We start from the raw sequence: 17,651 nt of genomic DNA on the forward strand, positions 1-17,651 counted from the left end.
CACCTGCTTTTCCACATCACAGAAATAAAATTTACTTAAGTCAAACTGGATGTATGTAAAGCAAACGTTATAGTTATATCTGAATATTGCGCAGGCAATATTTATGTTTAATTCCTTTACATAATCACTCCCATTTTTTACATGGATAAATAACTCGCTCCCTTCAAATCTGAGGTTGAAAATGAGACTGAATCCGTTAGTTAAAAGTATGGCGTTGGCAGGGCTGGTTACAGCATTGGCTGGGCCCGTATATGCAGAAGATGGCCCCAGAGAGGCGACTGAAGCCACTAAACAGGCGAATGACGCACTCTACAATCAACTCCCTTTCTCTGATAACACTGATTTTACCGACGCTCATAAAGGCTTTATTGCTCCACTCCCGCAGGAGGTTATCAAGGGTGAGAAAGGCAACGTAATCTGGAACCCTAAACAGTACGACTTCATTAAGGAAGGCGTTAAAGCGCCGGATACCGTTAATCCAAGCCTCTGGCGACAATCCCAGCTCATCAACATAAGCGGCCTTTTTGAGGTGACCGACGGGGTCTATCAGATCCGCAACCTCGACCTGTCTAACATGACCATCATTGAAGGCCAAAAAGGCATTACCGTGGTCGATCCGCTGGTCTCCGCCGAAACGGCGAAAGTCGGTATGGATCTCTATTACAAGAACCGTGGTAAAAAACCTGTAGTTGCGGTGATTTACACCCATAGCCACGTTGACCATTATGGCGGGGTGCGTGGCGTCGTTGAAGAAGCGGATGTGAAGTCAGGCAAGGTGAAAATTTATGCGCCTGCCGGATTTATGGATTCTGCGGTGGCGGAAAACATCATGGCGGGTAACGTGATGAGCCGCCGTGCAAGCTATATGTACGGCAACTTACTGAAAGGAGATGCCAAAGGCCAGGTAGGCGCAGGCCTGGGAACCACCACCTCAGCAGGGACAGTGACGCTGATTGCGCCAACCAACACGATTACCAGGACAGGTCAGAAAGAGGTTATTGACGGCCTGACTTATGATTTCATGATGGCGCCAGGCTCCGAAGCGCCGGCAGAAATGCTCTGGTATATCGAAGAGAAAAAATTGATTGAGTCCGCAGAGGACGTGACACATACGCTGCACAACACCTATTCACTGCGTGGCGCGAAGATCCGTGAGCCGCTGCCCTGGTCAAAATATATCAATGATGCGATCAACCGTTGGGGTGGCAAGGCTGAAGTATTAATGGCCCAGCACCACTGGCCGACCTGGGGCAATGAGAACGTTAATAAATTGCTTAAAAGCCAGCGCGACCTTTATCGCTACATTAATGACCAGACTTTGCGTATGGCTAACGAAGGGTTAACCCGCGATGAAATTGCGGCTAACTTCAAACTGCCACCGAATCTGGCTAATACCTGGGCCAACCGGGGTTACTACGGTTCCGTCAGTCATGATGTCAAAGCCACCTACGTGCTGTATCTCGGCTGGTTTGATGGCAACCCGGCAACGCTGGACGAGCTGCCGCCTGAAGAAGCGGCGAAGAAATTTGTCGATTACATGGGCGGTGCGGATAGCATCCTTAAAAAAGCCAAAGATGACTACGCTCAGGGGAATTACCGCTGGGTGGCTCAGGTTGTCAGCAAGGTAGTCTTTGCCGATCCGAACAACAAAGCGGCCAGGGATCTGGAGGCCGATGCGCTTGAGCAGTTGGGCTATCAGGCTGAATCTGGTCCGTGGCGTAACTTCTACCTGACAGGTGCTCAGGAGCTGCGTAACGGCGTGCAGAAATTGCCAACGCCAAATACTGCAAGCCCGGATACCGTCCGTGCTATGACGCCTGAAATGTTCTTTGACTATCTGGCTGTGCATATCAATGGCGAAAAAGCGGCAAATGCCCATGCGCTGCTGAACTTCGACTTCGGTAAAGACGGTGGAAAATACACGGTCGAACTGGAGAACGGCGTACTGAACCATACGGCAAATTCCGCCGCTCAAAACCCTGATGCAACCATCACCCTGTCTCGCGACACACTGAATAAAATCATCCTGAAAGAAGAGTCGCTGGATGACGCGAAAAGCAAAGGTGACGTCAAAATTACGGGTAACGGCGACAAGCTGAATGAGCTGCTTGGTTATATGGATAAATTTGAGTTCTGGTTCAATATGGTGACACCGTAAGGTAACTGCCCTGTGACTTGTCTGTTACAGGGCTTTTTATTTATCCCTCAGGTCTTGCGTATTAATTCTTTCGAAAAGCATTCATTACAGGCAGCTAATTTTGCCAGCATTATTCTTGCTCTGGAGCGGTTATGAAGCGACTGATTATCGGCATGACAGGTATTTTCGTTTCTATGGCTAGTCAGGCCAGTGGCCTCTATCTTTATGAAATCGGTACTGAAGATACAGGATTAGCCGGAGCCGGTCAGGCGGCACGTGCTCAGGACGCTTCCACGCTGGTGACCAACCCCGCTGGAATGACCAGGCTACCGGATCGTATGCTGACGGGCGGATTGCAGGCTTTGTATGGTGATACTCCTTACACGCTGGATAATGAGGCTTCACTCCAGGGGAAAAGTCCTGGTAATACCATCGGCTGGTTTCCTGGCGGCAGCCTTTTTTACCATCAGCGTATCAATGACGAGCTGTCTGCCGGTGTCGGGCTTTACGGTAATTACGGCTTAGGCCTGGATTTTGGCGATTGGGCGGGCGATCGTCTGATTAAAAAAAGCACGTTGTTGGCGTTAACGCTCAGCCCAGCCGTGGCCTGGCAAATAAACGATCGCCTCTCCTGGGGGGTTGGGCTGGGTATTAATTATGGCTTCCTTTCCCTCACGCGCAACGTAGGCGGACAGGATGAGAAGCAAAGCGACCATGACTGGGCGCTCAATTTTCGCACCGGCGTATTGTTCGACATCACCGGAGCAACCCGCGTGGGCCTGAATTACACCAGCAAAACGGACTACCACTTCAATATTAATGGTAAAGCCAGACTCCCTCAGTTGGGCAATGTGGAATATGATCTTCCCCTCTCTGCACAGATCAACGCTCCGGCTCAGTTGATGCTAAGTATGGTTCATGATGTTAATCCGCGCTGGTCAGTGATGGGCGATCTGGGCTGGCAGGACTGGAGCGCATATGGCAGCAATCAGGTTTACCTGTCCGGCAATCAGGTAGATCGGGAGAACCGCCTTAAGGATACCTGGCATGCAGCGCTCGGCGTTCAGTTCCGTCCGAATGAATACTGGCGCTTCAATAGCGGCGTGGCGTATGACAGTAGTTTCTATCGTTCACCGGATGATACTTCAATGACCATGCCCTCAGGTGAGGCCTGGCGTTATGGTATTGGCGCGCAGTATCAGGTTACGCCTGCCAGCAATATAGGCGTGGCCTTTGAATACGTGAATCTTTCTTCCTCCTACGTATCATCACAGGGCGTGAAGGGAGAATATCAGGACCCCTCTCTCTATTTCTTCAGCATGAATTACAGCTACCAATTCTGACAGCGGCTGAAATTAATCAGCCTGAGGGAAAAATATGCAGCTCTCAAGAATATGGCTACCCGTCTGCCTGTTGGCGCTCATCAATACTGGCGCTGATACCGCGGCTGGCGATTAAACAGCGAGCCGAGCACGCGGCAGATGATGGAAAACTCATCCATTACTTTCAGTCCGTTCAGATGATGGAAAACTCATTCATTACTTTCAGTCCGTTCAGAGGTTAAGACGCCGCCGTTAAAAGTCAGCAAACGCGTCGAGAGGCTTCCCGCCCCGCATTTCCAGAAAATCAAGCAGGCGGCGCGGCGTGACATTTAACACGCGTTCCTCAGGAAAATCCACCTCGCGCATAATACGCAGGCAATGCTCAAAATTTCCCAGCGTAAAGGCGGTATGGGAATCGGAACCAAACGCCAGCCATCCCCCCGCTTCTTTCACCGCAGCGGCGATGGCGCGACAGTTCGGCTCGCTGCCGGGGCGTGAATGGGTAAAAGAAGAGTTATTGATTTCCAGCGCAACCTGATATTTTGCCGCCGCCCTGGCGATCGCCGGAATATCTACCTCAAATTTCGGGTTGCCGGGATGACTGATAATATGCACGTTGCCGCTGGCCATAGTGGCGATCATCGCTTCGGTATGCGCCGCTTTATCCTGGGGCGCATAGACCGGCTCATGAAAACCTGCAACCACTAAATCCATCGCATCCAGCATGCGTCCGGTGCAGTCGATCTCGCCGGCGCTGTTTTTAATATTCGCTTCAATACCGCGCAGGATACCCACGCCATCCACTACGCGCGGCCAGACATGCATATTGATAAAGTGCCAGTAATGAGGCGCATCGGCCATATCGGGGCCGTGATCGGTAATGGCGAACAATTTGATGCCGTTTAGCTTTGCGGCGGCGATATAGTCATGCAGCGTACTGTATGCGTGGGTGCTTGCCACAGTATGCATATGCAAATCAACAGGATACATTTAACTTTCCCCTTCGGATTGGGCAGGGCTGGCGCACCCTGCCGTCGTTACGATTAATAACCGCGCGTCAGATCAACGCGGCCTTCGGGTTGACGCCCCGCTTCCAGCTGCTCAATCGCGCTGGCGATATAGCGCATCGCCTCGTCCTGCAGGGTGACCGCGGCATTATGCGGCGTCAGCGTGACGCGCGGATGAAGCCAGAACGGATGATCTGGCGACAGCGGCTCATTCACGAAGACGTCCAGCGCCGCGCCTTTAATTTTATTATCATTTAGCGCCGCCAGCAGATCCTCTTCTACCACGTGCGCGCCGCGCGCCAGATTCATGACAAAGGCCCCGTCATTTAGCTGGTTAAGCAGCGCACGGTTGATGATCCCGACGGTTTGCGGCGTGTTGGGCAGCAAATTAATCAACACCTGGGTGCCGGAGAGAAAATCAGCCATCTGCTCATTGCCGTGAAAGCTTTCCATTCCCGCCAGCTGTTTGGGCGAACGGCTCCAGCAGCGCAGCGGAAAGCCCCAGGCCTTCAGGCTCTCTGCCACGCTCAGCCCAAGTATGCCCGCGCCCATAATGCCGACGGTAAATTCTTCGCGCTTATAGTTGCGCAGCGGCTGCCAGATAGCCTGCTGCTGCTGTAAACGGTAATCATCGAAGCGACGGAACCAGCCCAGCACGGTATGCACGGCATATTCCTGCATTTGCAGGCCCATACCGGTATCTTCCAGACGGAACAGCGGCACCGCCGGATCGATCATATCCGGATGCTGCTGTAGCTGACCAAGAATATCATCCACGCCAGCGCCGATGGCGAAAATAGCCTTTAATCCACGCCGCCCCTGCAGCATGTCAACCGGCGCAAAACGCATCAGCGCATAATCGGCGTGACCGTTATCGCCCGGCTGCCAGAGCCGCAGCCGCGCCTGCGGCAGCCGCTGTTGCAGGCCCTGCTGCCATTTTTCCAGACTAAAGGTGGGATGGTAAAAAATGATCTCCATAGTGTCTCCTTTGTTTTTATTTCACCCAAGGCTCAGGGAAACCGGAGGCGCTGGCAAGAAAAAATTGCAGAATTCGGCCCGCCGCAGCGTGCGGGCCTGAGAATAATTAAGCCTGCGGCGCCGTTGACTGAATCAATCTACGCAGCAACGGGATAAGGAACAGCATTACCAGACCGACCGCCGCCGCTCCCCAGCCCAGCAGGCTGAAAATATGGCTGTAGCCAGGATTGGTTAACAGCGCGTTACTGCCGCTGTTTTCCGGCATCAGCGCGGAAACGTAGCCCGCCAGTATCGATGCGACGCCGGTAACCATCATCCAGCAGCCCATCATAATCCCCTGATAGCGCGTCGGCGCCAGCTTGCCAATCATCGCGTAACCGACCGGAGAAATCAGCAGCTCGCCGATGCTCTGCAGCAGATAGCTAAAGAAGATCCATTTGAAAGCCACCATCCCGTCGCCGCCCGCCAGCATAATGCCCAGCGGCAACACCAGCATGCCCAGGCCAATGCAGAACAACGAGCAGGCAAACTGCAGCGGAATATCGATGCGCCAGCCGCGCTGACGCAGACGCTTAAAGGCGACGGCCAGCAGCGGTCCACCGATCACAATGACCAGCGTGTTGATGTTTTGCACCCACTGCGGCGCAACAGGTATTCCCCAAACGTTGAGGTTGATATTATGTTCGACGAACAGCATCAGCCCCATCGGCGCCAGCTGGTAAAGCACCCAGAACACCAGCGAACCCAGCGCCAGCAGCAGGTAAGCCGTCATGCGGCGCTGTTCGTGGCGCGGTCGATGGCGTAGCGTAGTCAGACACAGCAGTAAAAAGATCAGGCCGCCCAGCGCAATAACAAAAGAGCCGGTGAAATCAGCATTCGTCAGCATTACGCGAATAATCGGCACCAGCACTGCCAGCACCATCAGACCGACCAACATCCGCAGCCAATACTGGCGCGGATTGACATGCAGCAGCGGCGTATCGATATCCGCCAGAATTTTCCAGCGCAGCAGGCTGATAATAATCGCCAGCGCGTTGCCGACGGTGGCGAACAGGAATAGCGCCTGATAATGCTCGCCAAGCTGAAAATAACCGGCCCCGGTAAAGCCGATAAAGAACCCCAGGTTCATCCCGGCATAGTTCCATAAAAATGCGCTTTCGCGGCGCTGGTCGTCCGGGGCAAAGCGCTGGGTCAGCATCATGTTAATACAGGTGACGTTCAGGCCGCTGCCGGTAAGGAACATTGCCAGCCCCCAGTAAAGTCCCTGTGCGCTTTCGCCTGACAGCGTCCAACAGCCCACCACCTGCAATCCCATCCCCAATACGAAGAGATTGCGGTTGCTGAGAAAGCGTCCGCCCAGGTAGCCGCCGAACAGGTGCAGGCCGTAGTTAAACGCGCCGAAAACGCCCATAGTGGCGTTTGCCTGCGCCTCGCTGAAGCCGAGGCGTTTAGTGGCATACAGCACCAGCGTGGAGTAAAGCACGGCGAAACCGAGCGTCGCAAAAATCTGAATAAAGAACAGCGCCCCGGATCCCGCCGGGATCCCCTGCGGTTGCGCTTTGGTTGGGTTGTTCAAGCTGACCTCAGTGATTTTTAAGCATTTAAAGCGCATTAGTATGCATCTTCTGCGGCGGCTATGCAGTCTGATTTATGTTAACCGCACGTTTTCATTAGCTTTTCGCTTATTTTCGCGCCGAAGTGGTTTAAAACTGACTAAACGCATCATTAAGCGCAGAAAGTGGGTTGACGAGCTGCGGCAAAATCCCTACATTAGCGCCGGTCAGCAGTGTGCCTGTTGACGACAATATGGTGAGGTGTCCGAGTGGCTGAAGGAGCACGCCTGGAAAGTGTGTATACGGCAACGTATCGGGGGTTCGAATCCCCCTCTCACCGCCATATTTCATGAGAAAGCCTGAGCGAAAGTTCAGGCTTTTTTATTAGCATAAAGCACTCTGAGAGGGGTGATGAGAAGCCCCGCCGGGTTCGACAACCGGCAGCGCCGGTTGGACAGCCGCAGGCTGCCCGCAGGGCGAGCGAAGCGAGTCAATCCCCCTCTCACCGCCATATTTCATGAGAAAGCCTGAGCGAAAGTTCAGGCTTTTTTGTTGGCATATTTCATAAGAAAGCCTGAGTGAAAGTTCAGGCTTTTTTATTAGCATATTTCATGAGAAAGCCTGAGCGCTATAAATGCAGCCCGCCGGTGCCGAATGCTTCGCTATATATTTTCTCCTGCGGGATCCCCAGACCGATTAAGGTGCGATACTGCTCCTGCATAAACGGAACCGGCCCGCATAAATAATAATCAGCATCTTTGGGCAGATATTCGGCAGGAAGCGCGTTTAAATCCAGCCTGCCCTGCATATGATAATCTTTGCCAGCCACTTCATTTTCTTTGACATTTTCGTAGGCAATAAAAATATGAAGGTTGTCGTTCTGGCTGGCTAAGTTTTCCAGTTCCTTACGCAACGCATGTACTTCAGAACTGCGGGCTGCATGGATAAAATAAATATCTTTTTTTAGCGCCCGATACGCTTCGGTATTAGAGTTTGCTCCTTCACGTAGCGCAGGATTCAAATTGGGATCGGAATGTTCGGCAAGCAGGTGATTGACCATAGAGATCATCGGCGTCAGTCCGACACCAGCACTGATAAGGACATTGGTGGCATCCGGGTTCAGCAGGTAAAAGTTTCCTGCCGGGGCGCTGAGTTCAACAACGTTGCCTTCATCAATAGTGTTATGCAACGTGGAGGAAACGTAGCCCGGATCCTGTCCCTCCATACGGGCGTCCTCTCGTTTAACCGATATACGCAGATAATTGTCAGCGGGGCTGCTGGACAAACTGTATTGGCGGGGTTGCTTAATACCCAGCTCCGGTACCAGCACTCGCAAGGTGATATATTGGCCAGGCTTATAAGAAGGGAGCGGCTGCCCATCCTGCGGAACCAGATAAAAAGAGGTGATTTCTTCGCTCTCTTTTATCTTTTTATCGACGATAAAGTTTCGCCAGCCTACCCAGCCGCCCGTGGCGTTTCTACGCTCATCGTACAGTTTACTTTCAGCTGCAATAAAAATATCAGCAAGCTGTTGATATGCCGCGCCCCATGCGGCGATTAATTCATCATCCATCGGGATATTAAGAACTTCGCTTATTGAATGCAGTAAATTCTCACCAACAATATTGTAATCCGGGGACTGTATATTCAGGCTGACATGTTTATGACAAATAAGCTCAATCACCGCCGCCAATACTGACGGATCCTCAATATTTTCCGCATAGGCCAGTACCGCTCCCGCCAGGGCTTTAGCCTGCGCGCCGCTGCGTTGATGACCCATGTTGAACGTTTCTTTCAGTTGCGGATTATTTTTTAACATACGCTTATAAAAATAAGCCGTTAAGGCCTCACCATTTTCTTTCAGTACGGGTACCGTGGCTTTAACCAGTTCTTTTTGCCTTTCATTTAACATTTTAGCCTCACATTGCCTTTAGCGTCTTACCAGCGATAAGAAAACCAGAGAACCCTCCAGGGAGAGGCTCCAACACCCTAATAAATATAGATCATCTCAGCGGGCTGAAGTTCAGCTTTATTGATTATCCTGTGAAGCTGCGATTATCAAGTTGAGCTGACGGGAGAAGTTCACTACCGGGATTTTTCAGTAACGACAGACAAGCGAATCAGGCGCAACGCAGCTATTTCGATCGCGTACGGGTTCTCCCTGCTCGTTGAGGATAATAGGGTAAGTACCATATCAGGGTAGAGTCAGGCGTGGAAAAGGCCGTCGCAGATCGGCGGCCCGTAAAGCGGCTTCAGGGTAGTTACCGGCTGCTCAATGCAAGTTTTGCAGCAAATAGCATGAAAACACCCCCCGTGACGCGGTCCATCCATTGCACGACCAGGGGTTTTTTCAATATTCCGGAAGCGTAACGCGTTCCTGATATTAATACCGTTGACCAAGCGGCGCCGATAAAAATATGAATAAAAACAAGCAGGAAAGTCCAGATTACCGGCGAGTGACCGGCAGGTATAAACTGGGGCAAAAAAGAGACGTAGAAAATGCCTATCTTGGGATTCAGAACATTGCCAAGCATCCCCTTTAAAAACCAGTTAGCCGAAGGGGAATTAGCCGCCTGATACATCGCTAATTTCTTGCGCGGCTTTAAAATTAGCTGTATTCCTAACCAGCATAAATAGAGGGCGCCGCACCATTTGAGCACGTCATAAGCCAGCTCAGAAGCTGTCAGTAACGCCCCCAGCCCAAAAGCGACCAGCGTTCCCCAAATAAAGCATCCGGTGTTGATACCGATTGCGGCGTGAAACGCCTTTTTCCTGCTTTCGACCGTCGCGGTACGCAAGATAAGCGCGGTATCAAGCCCAGGCGTAAGCGTCAGAAGTAATGCGGCAAAAGAATAAGCAAGAAGTGAATCCGTGACCGACATTTCTTTCTCCAAAAATGTGAATTTTACGTAAAAAATTACCTTTATACAATTCAGTACCTGAATACGCTTACCGTTAGTTTCTTTTAAAATCAAAGGTATAAAACGTTAAATATTCTGAGTAACCCGGACATACCATAAACGAAGGAGGAATAAATTGATAATGCGCTACGGCCATTATCCCGGCGAAAGCCTGCGCGAAAATGCCGGTTTTTTGGGTGGCATAAAGCCCCCGACCTTCCCCATCGCATCAGTTAAAACCCTAATCCAACTCACATTTCGTATCTTCACGACAGGCAAATTATTTAATTTCGTCTAAAGTTTTTTGAATGGTCAAACACTTACAGACCATGTCTGGTCTGGACAAGGAGAATACTGATGACGAAAAAGGCCGTACCTTCTCAATGGAAAGGCGCTCTGTTATTGCCTTTGTTGATTACCGGCGCGCTGGCAACGGGAACTTTTTATGCGCAGGCGGCAGACGAGCAGCATCTGCTGAGCCAGGCGCCGCAACCGCCGGACGTGCGTCTGGGGCCGCTTTATCATGCAGTTCAGTCAGCAAAGTTCTTCCCGGATCAGAAAACCTTTGCCGATGCGGTGCCGAAATATAACCCCGCCTCTATTCTCGCCGACTGGCAAATGCAAAAAAACCAGCGCAATTTCGATCTGCGCCGCTTTGTCGATAACAATTTCACCCTGCCGGGCAAAGGCGAAGCCTATGTGCCGCCAGCCGGACAAAGCCTGCGCGAACATATCGATGGCCTGTGGCCGGTGCTGACGCGCACTACCGATAAAGTTAACCAGTATGATTCACTGCTGCCGCTGCCGAAGCCTTATGTCGTGCCGGGCGGTCGTTTCCGTGAGGTTTATTACTGGGACAGCTATTTCACCATGCTGGGGCTGGCAGAAAGCGGCCACTGGGATCGCGTTCAGGATATGGTGGATAACTTTGCTCACGAGCTGGATCAATATGGGCACATTCCCAACGGCAACCGCAGCTACTATCTGAGCCGTTCGCAGCCGCCGTTCTTTAGCCTGATGGTTGATTTACTGGCGCAGCACGCCGGTGAAAACGCCTACAGTAAATATCTGCCGCAGCTGCAAAAAGAGTATCAATACTGGATGGCGGATGCTCAAACCGTCACGGCCGGTAACGCCAGCAAACGCGTAGTGAAACTGAAAGATGGTACGGTTCTGAACCGCTATTGGGATGCGCGCGATGTTCCACGCACCGAATCCTATATGGATGACATTACTACTGCGGAAAAAGCCACGCAGCGCAACAAGGCGGAGCTGTATCGCGATCTACGCTCCGGCGCGGCATCCGGCTGGGATTTCAGTTCGCGCTGGTTTGACGACCCGAAAGATCTCTCCACCATTCGCACCACGGACATTGTTCCGGTAGACCTGAACGCTCTGCTGTTCCATCTGGAAAAAACGCTGGCGCACGCCAGTAAAGCAGCGGACAAACAGAACGACAGCCAGCGCTACGCGGAGCTGGCGGAAAAACGTCAGGCGGCGATTAACCGCTATCTGTGGAACGCCGAAGGCGGCTGGTACACCGACTATGACTGGAAACGCAGCAGCGTGCGTACCCAGCTGACTGCCGCCGCGCTGTTCCCGCTTTATATGCAGTTAGCCAGCGACGATCAGGCGGCAAAAACCGCCGCCGCGGTGGAAAAACAGCTGGTTAAGGCGGGCGGTCTGGTTACCACCAACGTGCATAACGGTCAGCAGTGGGATGCGCCTAACGGCTGGGCGCCGCTGCAGTGGGTGGCGGTTGAAGGCCTGAATCACTACGGCAAACAAACGCTGGCGAAAGAGATCGGGATGCGCTTCCTCGACAACGTTCAGGCCACCTATGACCGCGAGCATAAGCTGGTAGAAAAATATGTGGTGGAAGGCAACCTTGGCGGCGGCGGCGGCGGTGAATATCCGTTGCAGGATGGCTTTGGCTGGACTAACGGCGTCACCCTTAAGCTGATGGATATGTACTGCCCGAAAGACGTAACCTGTAATAACGTTAATGACATGAAAAAATCGCAGTAGCTTTTTACCGCCCGGCCGAACGGTCGGGCAGCCTGACTTCCCCGTTTTAATCCCCTGAATCCCCACGGTTTATCTGGAAATTATCAGATAAATTAGATCTTGAATCGGCAATCGATAAAGATAATAATTCTCATTAGTCTTTCCAGTTACATGAGCATTACCTCTCCGTATTGCTGCTGGCCGCGTTCCGTTACCGGAGCGGTCTTTTCGATTCTGTTTAAGGGATATTACATGGGAATGCCTTTTAACCTGAAACGCTCCGCGCTGCTTTGTTCACTGGCGCTTGCCGTCCCAGGTTTATCAATGGCGGAAGAGACGCTGACGGTCACCGCTCAGCCCGCTGAAACTGCCGATTCACCTACCGCAGGCTATACCGTTAAAACCAGTAAAGGCGCCACTAAAACCGATCGGCCGCTGATTACGACCGGCCAGTCCGTTTCGGTGGTGACGCGTCAGCAGATTGAAGATCAGGGCGCGATGGATGTTAACCAGGCATTGAACTACTCTTCCGGCGTCTTTACTAACTTTGCCGGTGCGGCTACCCGCTATGATACGGTTTCCCTGCGCGGCTTCCACGGCGGCGACGTGGATAATACCTTCCTTGACGGCCTGCGCCTGATGACCGATGGCGGCAGCTATAACGCGCTACAGGTTGATCCCTGGTTCCTGGAACGTATCGATGTGATTAAAGGCCCCTCCTCCGCGCTGTACGGCCAGACGGTGCCGGGCGGGCTGGTGATGATGACCTCTAAGCGTCCGCAGTTTTCTCAAGAGGGCCATTTCCGCCTGATGGCTGGCAATAACGCCACAACCGGCGCCGCCTTCGATTATACCAATGCGCTGAACGATCAATGGGCATTTCGCATTACCGGTATTACGCGCAATAGCGATACGCAGTATGACCATACGCGTGAAGAGCGCTATGCCATCGCCCCTTCTCTGCTCTGGCAGCCTGACAGCGATACGTCTTTATTGCTGAAAGCTTATTTGCAAAAAGATCCTTCCGGCGGCTATCACGGTTCGGTGCCGGGCGAAGGCAGTATTACCGAACACCACGGCCAGAAGCTCAGCAACGGCTTTTATGATGGCGAAAGCGCAATCGATCGGTTTAAGCGTCGCGAGCAGATCTACAGCTATGAATTCTCGCATCGTTTCAGCGATACGTGGGCTTTCCGCTCTAACGCCAGCTACACCCATTCAAACGTCGATTTAGATCAGGTGTACCAGATTGGCTGGCTTGGCGACAGCGACCTGCTGGATCGTTATTACTCCGGCGAGCGCTCCTCACTGGATGCCTTTGCTATCGATAACCAGCTGGAAGCGGATTTTGCTACCGGCGATGTGGTACATACGCTGGTGCTGGGCGCGGATTATCATCAGTATCGTAACAAACTGTGGGACGCCAGCGCCTATGTTGACCCGCTTGATACACGAACCGGCGAAGGCGGCACCCAATTCTGGCAGACGGCTTACGCTCCAGGCACCGCACGCGTCCCCGGCCTGTATGCTTATAATCAAACACGCCGTTATTATCAGGCGGGCGTTTATCTGCAGGATGATATGGCGTGGGATAAGTGGCATATGACGCTGTCCGGCCGTTACGATCGCCTGGTGGCCAAAAGCACCAACGACACCACAGCGACCAGTCGCCGTCGTTCCGATGACCATATCAGCGGCCGCGCTTCGCTGCTTTATGCCTTTGATAACGGCGTCTCCCCTTACGTCAGCTATAGTCAGGCTATTACGCCTTCCAGCCTGCCGGACGCGAACGGCGATTTGCTGAAGCCGACCACCGCCGAGCAGTATGAGGCTGGGATAAAATATCAGCCGCCGGGCAGCAGTGATATGTACTCCGTGGCGGTTTACGATCTGACGCAGAAAGACGTAGGCAACCGCATTGTTAATACCTCGTTCTACGAACCTGTGGGTAAAGTTCATTCGCGCGGGCTGGAGCTGGAGGCACATAATCAGCTTACGCCGCGCTTCAGCACTATCGCCAACTATTCGGTTACCCGCGTGCGCTTTAAAGATGCCGTTGACGGTAATAATGGCCATACGCCATACGTAACGCCGAATCAGATCGCGTCACTGTGGGCGCATTATAAATTTGATTACGGTATCAGCACCGGCGCGGGCGTACGTTATTTAGGCAAGCAGTGGGCAGATAATGAAAATACTACCCGCCTGCCGTCGGTTACCCTGTTCGACGCCTCCGTGCGTGCCGATTTAGGCGTATGGAATAGTCAGCTGAAGGGCGCATGGCTACAGGTGAATGCGAATAACCTTACCGATCGTAAATATGTTGCCGCCTGTTACGGCACCGGTAACTGCTACTGGGGTGCGGAACGCGCCGTGGTCGCCACCGTCGGCTACGATTTCTGACGGGCAATCGGCTTATCGGTTAATGCAAAAAAAAAGGAGGCCCCGGCCTCCTTTTTTTCTGTTTACCGCTTAGTGACGTACTTTGCGATAGATAAACAGCACCACGATAGCGCCGATCACCGCGACCACAAAGCTGCCGAAATTAAAGCCATCAACGCGGCCGAAGCCAAAGAAAGTACTGATCCAGCCGCCGACTACGGCACCAATGATCCCAAGAATAATGGTAATAATAAAACCACCACCATCTTTACCCGGCATGATCCATTTAGCGATGATACCGGCGATTAAACCAAAAATGATCCATGACAGAATTCCCATCTGTAACTCCTTCTTATTTACGGCTAATTAACATACCAATGATGATGCCCACTACGGCACCGGCGCCAACGCCTGCCCAGGGGTTACTTCTTACATACGCACACGCCTGATGCGTTACGTTGTTCATTTCGCGACACAGTTCACTGCCTGCCTCGCGTGTACGGTCCTGCGCATATTCCAGGCTGTCGCGCGTTTCTTTTTTCGAAAACATTACCAGTTCTCCTGAGATAGGTTAGCGGCTGACCTGCTCATCACACTTCTGGCAACAAGTATAGGACATGATTCTAACTATGTGATTTCAGAGATAACTTTTTGCAGTTTTTTTACCCAAAAAAGCAACGCCCGGTATAAATTTCTCCGCCGCAGTGCCGATAATCAGCGGATAACGATGATTGCAGCAATTTTTGGAAACAGACTGGAGCGGGGAAGTGAAAGAACCAGACAATGAGCAGTATTACAAACGCGGCACGCTGGCGGTGTTGGGCGTATTGCGCGACCTTGAACATGACGGTATGCCGATTATGGTTTCTCATGCGCGCGGCCAGTTTATTAGCCGTATCCTCTCCGCTGATAAAGATCTGCTGGTGCTCGATTACGGCAGCAATGATTACGATAATCAGGTGACGCTGGAGGTGCGCAGCCTGACCGTCACCGCCGAAATGAAAGGCGCGAAGGTCGAATTCAGCCTGGAGCAGCTGCATGAGGCTCACTTTGGCGGCCTCCCCGCCTTCAGCACCCCGCTGCCGTCCGAGCTGCTGCAGATCCAGCGCCGCGAATATTTCCGGATTAGCGCCCCGCTGGATCCGGTATTTTACTGTCATGCCAGCTGGCCCGAAGGCGGCAAGGCCCGTCTCCGCTTACAGGATATTTCGCTGGGCGGCATTGGCGTACTGGTAGAAGGTGAAATGCCGGGAAATCTCGCCAGCGGCGCCACCTGGCATGGTATGCGGTTGGATATGGGCGAATATGGCGAGCTTCAGGTGGATGCTCAACTGTTGCACGTTGGCGCGCGCACCACCGTTAGCGGTAAAAACGAGACGGTTTCGACGCCGCGCCTGAGCTTCCGCTTTACCTCGCTTGGCCCGGTGCAGGAGCGCCAGCTACAGCAGATTATTTTCTCCCTTGAACGCGTCGCGCGTGAAAAGGCGATGCGCTTCCGTTAAGGGGCCCTTCTCTCCCGGCCTGGCAAAGGGCATCCGTCTGAGCCAGGCTTAGTGTTGATTTCAGGCGCTCAATCAACCGTAAGGAGATGCTCCCTAATGGAAAATCTGTTTTCCGACCGGAATCTGTCACTGCTGTTTAACCAAACGTTCTGGTTCAATACGGTTATCGTCGTGGCCGGCACCGTCATTATTTATTGGCTGCTGCGTTCGCTAATTGGCTTTATCAGCTCCCGCCTTGGACGTTTTGACAACGATCACCGCTCACGCCTTTATAACATTGTCGTTGAGATGCTGCGTACCACCAGCCATCTGCTGCTGTTTATCTTCTCCCTGCTGATTGCGGTTAAGTTTATCGATCTGCCCGCCACCTGGCACCGCAACATTTCCCACGGCTGGTTTATCGCGCTGATGCTCCAGTTCGCGCTGTGGCTGGACTGCTGCGTGCGCCTGTGGTTGATAAATATGCTGCGCGATCCCACGCACGTGCGTAATCCGGTCACGATGGTGATCCTCGGCATCATGCTGCGGATATTTATCTGGGCGATTATGATGCTGGCGATCCTGTCGAATATGGGCGTAAACATTACCGCGCTGGTCGCCAGTCTGGGCGTTGGCGGTATTGCGGTCGCGCTGGCGATTCAAACCGTGCTGAGCGATGTTTTCGCTTCGCTGGCTATCGGACTGGATAAGCCGTTTGAAATCGGCGACTTTATCGTTTTTGGCGATATTGCCGGCTCCATCGAGCATATCGGCCTGAAAACGACCCGCATCCGCAGCCTCAGCGGGGAGCAGATCGTCTGCGCTAACGCCGTGCTGTTACAGCAAACTATTCACAACTATAAGCGCATGCAGGAGCGGCGTATCCAGTTCCGTTTTGGCATCAGCTATAACACGCCAGCGGAGAAGGCGCGCCAGATTGGCAGCATCGTTAAAGAGATTATTCAGGGCGTTGAGCAAACGCGCTTCGATCGCGCGCACTTTTTATCTTTTGATGTTTCCCAGCTGACCTATGAAGTGATCTATTTCGTTACCGACGCCGATTACAACAAATATATGGATATTCAGCAGGAGATTAACCTGCAGCTGATGGAACGACTGGCCGCTCTGGACGTGCATTTCGCCTTCCCGATCCGTCACGTGCAGTTTACCGGCGGCACATTGCCGGAGTTGAATATGGCGGAAAAGGCGTCGAATGAGGGTGAGGACGGCCAGCAGGCTGACCGTCGACATCAGATGGTGCGATAAACGGTATTCACTTTCCACAGATAACGTGGCGCCTGTGCAGCCGGATGTCTGGTCTGTACATGGCGTCGGAACTCATCCGGCGACATATCATTAATCATGGCGATGGCGCGATCGCGGTCGCGTGAAAAGGTGCGTAACAGCGCGCCCGCACCGTTGGCGTAAGAAACAATAGTGGCGTAGCGCAGCGTTTCCGGGTCGCGAATACCGGCCAGCGCCCGTTGCTGCAGCAGATGAATATAGGCGGTGCCAATATCAATATTTTTTGCCGGATCGCGCAGTTCGCGCGTTGATGGCTGACCATGCCGTCCCTGAGCGCGATAGACCTCACGTCCGGCGGTCGAGGCTTTAATTTGCATCAGGCCAACGGCATTCGAACGGCTTACCACGTCAGGATCGCCGCCCGATTCAACGCTGATAATGGCGCTGATCAAACGCTCGTCAACGCCATAATGGCTGGCGGCGCTTTCAGTAAACATCGACCAGGCTTGCGAAACATGCGCTGGCGAAGCTTTGGTTAAGGGCGTTTGCCGCTCCTGGGCGGTATGTGTGTTAGTTTTACTGGCACAGCCCGCCAGTAACAGTGCCGATAGCACCAGCATCCTGATTTTCACGCTGCAG

The 17,651-nt window shown here is 52.7% G+C and carries 14 protein-coding genes and 1 tRNA gene; 7 read left to right on the plus strand and 8 right to left on the minus strand.

What is annotated here, in order from left to right:
• Positions 1 to 181: 181 nt before the first annotated feature.
• Positions 182 to 2,158: an alkyl/aryl-sulfatase gene (locus COO59_RS00155; RefSeq protein WP_103057831.1), complete on the plus strand. Its 1,977-nt coding sequence runs from the start codon at positions 182 to 184 to the stop codon at positions 2,156 to 2,158.
• A gap of 131 nt (positions 2,159 to 2,289) precedes the next feature.
• Positions 2,290 to 3,480: an OmpP1/FadL family transporter gene (locus tag COO59_RS00160; protein ID WP_103057832.1), complete on the plus strand. Its 1,191-nt coding sequence runs from the start codon at positions 2,290 to 2,292 to the stop codon at positions 3,478 to 3,480.
• A gap of 231 nt (positions 3,481 to 3,711) precedes the next feature.
• Here the strand turns inward: COO59_RS00160 and COO59_RS00165 are convergent, their stop codons facing one another.
• From COO59_RS00165 to COO59_RS00175, 3 genes are all read right to left on the minus strand, one after another.
• A complete protein-coding gene (locus tag COO59_RS00165; RefSeq protein ID WP_103057833.1) occupies positions 3,712 to 4,449 on the minus strand; it encodes a phosphatase in 738 nt (245 codons plus the stop codon).
• A 53-nt stretch (positions 4,450 to 4,502) separates the two neighbouring features.
• Positions 4,503 to 5,444 (minus strand): glyoxylate/hydroxypyruvate reductase GhrA, encoded by a 942-nt coding sequence (gene ghrA / locus COO59_RS00170; protein WP_103057834.1) that lies wholly within the window; start codon positions 5,442 to 5,444, stop codon positions 4,503 to 4,505.
• A 106-nt stretch (positions 5,445 to 5,550) separates the two neighbouring features.
• The gene (locus tag COO59_RS00175; RefSeq protein WP_240614057.1) at positions 5,551 to 7,020 is read right to left on the minus strand and encodes a peptide MFS transporter; all 1,470 of its coding nucleotides are present in this window, start codon (positions 7,018 to 7,020) and stop codon (positions 5,551 to 5,553) included.
• A gap of 232 nt (positions 7,021 to 7,252) precedes the next feature.
• Here COO59_RS00175 and COO59_RS00180 point away from each other — a divergent pair.
• Positions 7,253 to 7,340 (plus strand) — tRNA-Ser (locus COO59_RS00180).
• A gap of 285 nt (positions 7,341 to 7,625) precedes the next feature.
• Here the strand turns inward: COO59_RS00180 and COO59_RS00185 are convergent.
• A complete protein-coding gene (locus tag COO59_RS00185) occupies positions 7,626 to 8,909 on the minus strand; it encodes a globin domain-containing protein (RefSeq protein WP_103057836.1) in 1,284 nt (427 codons plus the stop codon).
• A gap of 349 nt (positions 8,910 to 9,258) precedes the next feature.
• Entirely contained in the window at positions 9,259 to 9,879 is a 621-nt protein-coding gene (locus tag COO59_RS00190; RefSeq protein WP_103058239.1) for a LysE family translocator, read from the minus strand.
• A gap of 375 nt (positions 9,880 to 10,254) precedes the next feature.
• On the opposite strand from COO59_RS00190, the gene treA reads away from it, so the two are divergent.
• Positions 10,255 to 11,925 carry an alpha,alpha-trehalase TreA gene (gene treA, locus COO59_RS00195; RefSeq protein ID WP_103057837.1) on the plus strand — a complete coding sequence of 557 codons (1,671 nt, stop codon included), beginning with the start codon at positions 10,255 to 10,257 and terminating at the stop codon, positions 11,923 to 11,925.
• A gap of 231 nt (positions 11,926 to 12,156) precedes the next feature.
• On the plus strand, positions 12,157 to 14,307 hold the full coding sequence (locus COO59_RS00200) for a TonB-dependent siderophore receptor (protein ID WP_103057838.1): 2,151 nt from the start codon (positions 12,157 to 12,159) through the stop codon (positions 14,305 to 14,307).
• 69 nt (positions 14,308 to 14,376) lie between these two features.
• Here COO59_RS00200 and COO59_RS00205 read toward each other — a convergent pair whose 3' ends face one another.
• Both COO59_RS00205 and COO59_RS00210 read right to left on the minus strand, forming a co-directional pair.
• Positions 14,377 to 14,625, minus strand: a complete 249-nt coding sequence (locus COO59_RS00205) for a GlsB/YeaQ/YmgE family stress response membrane protein (protein ID WP_103057839.1) — start codon at positions 14,623 to 14,625, stop codon at positions 14,377 to 14,379.
• 13 nt (positions 14,626 to 14,638) lie between these two features.
• Positions 14,639 to 14,836 (minus strand): glycine zipper domain-containing protein, encoded by a 198-nt coding sequence (locus tag COO59_RS00210; protein WP_103057840.1) that lies wholly within the window; start codon positions 14,834 to 14,836, stop codon positions 14,639 to 14,641.
• A gap of 217 nt (positions 14,837 to 15,053) precedes the next feature.
• On the opposite strand from COO59_RS00210, the gene COO59_RS00215 reads away from it, so the two are divergent.
• Together COO59_RS00215 and COO59_RS00220 are read left to right on the plus strand one after the other, a co-directional pair.
• Positions 15,054 to 15,788, plus strand: a complete 735-nt coding sequence (locus COO59_RS00215; protein ID WP_103057841.1) for a flagellar brake protein — start codon at positions 15,054 to 15,056, stop codon at positions 15,786 to 15,788.
• A gap of 96 nt (positions 15,789 to 15,884) precedes the next feature.
• On the plus strand, positions 15,885 to 17,033 hold the full coding sequence (locus COO59_RS00220; RefSeq protein WP_103057842.1) for a mechanosensitive ion channel family protein: 1,149 nt from the start codon (positions 15,885 to 15,887) through the stop codon (positions 17,031 to 17,033).
• On the opposite strand, the gene emtA is transcribed toward COO59_RS00220, so the two are convergent.
• Entirely contained in the window at positions 17,018 to 17,632 is a 615-nt protein-coding gene (emtA, locus tag COO59_RS00225) for a membrane-bound lytic murein transglycosylase EmtA (protein ID WP_103057843.1), read from the minus strand. The two genes, COO59_RS00220 and emtA, sit on opposite strands and share 16 nt — an antisense overlap.
• Positions 17,633 to 17,651 lie beyond the last annotated feature (19 nt).

Source organism: Mixta theicola (genome assembly GCF_002895925.1).
Taxonomy (GTDB): Bacteria; Pseudomonadota; Gammaproteobacteria; order Enterobacterales; family Enterobacteriaceae; genus Mixta; species Mixta theicola.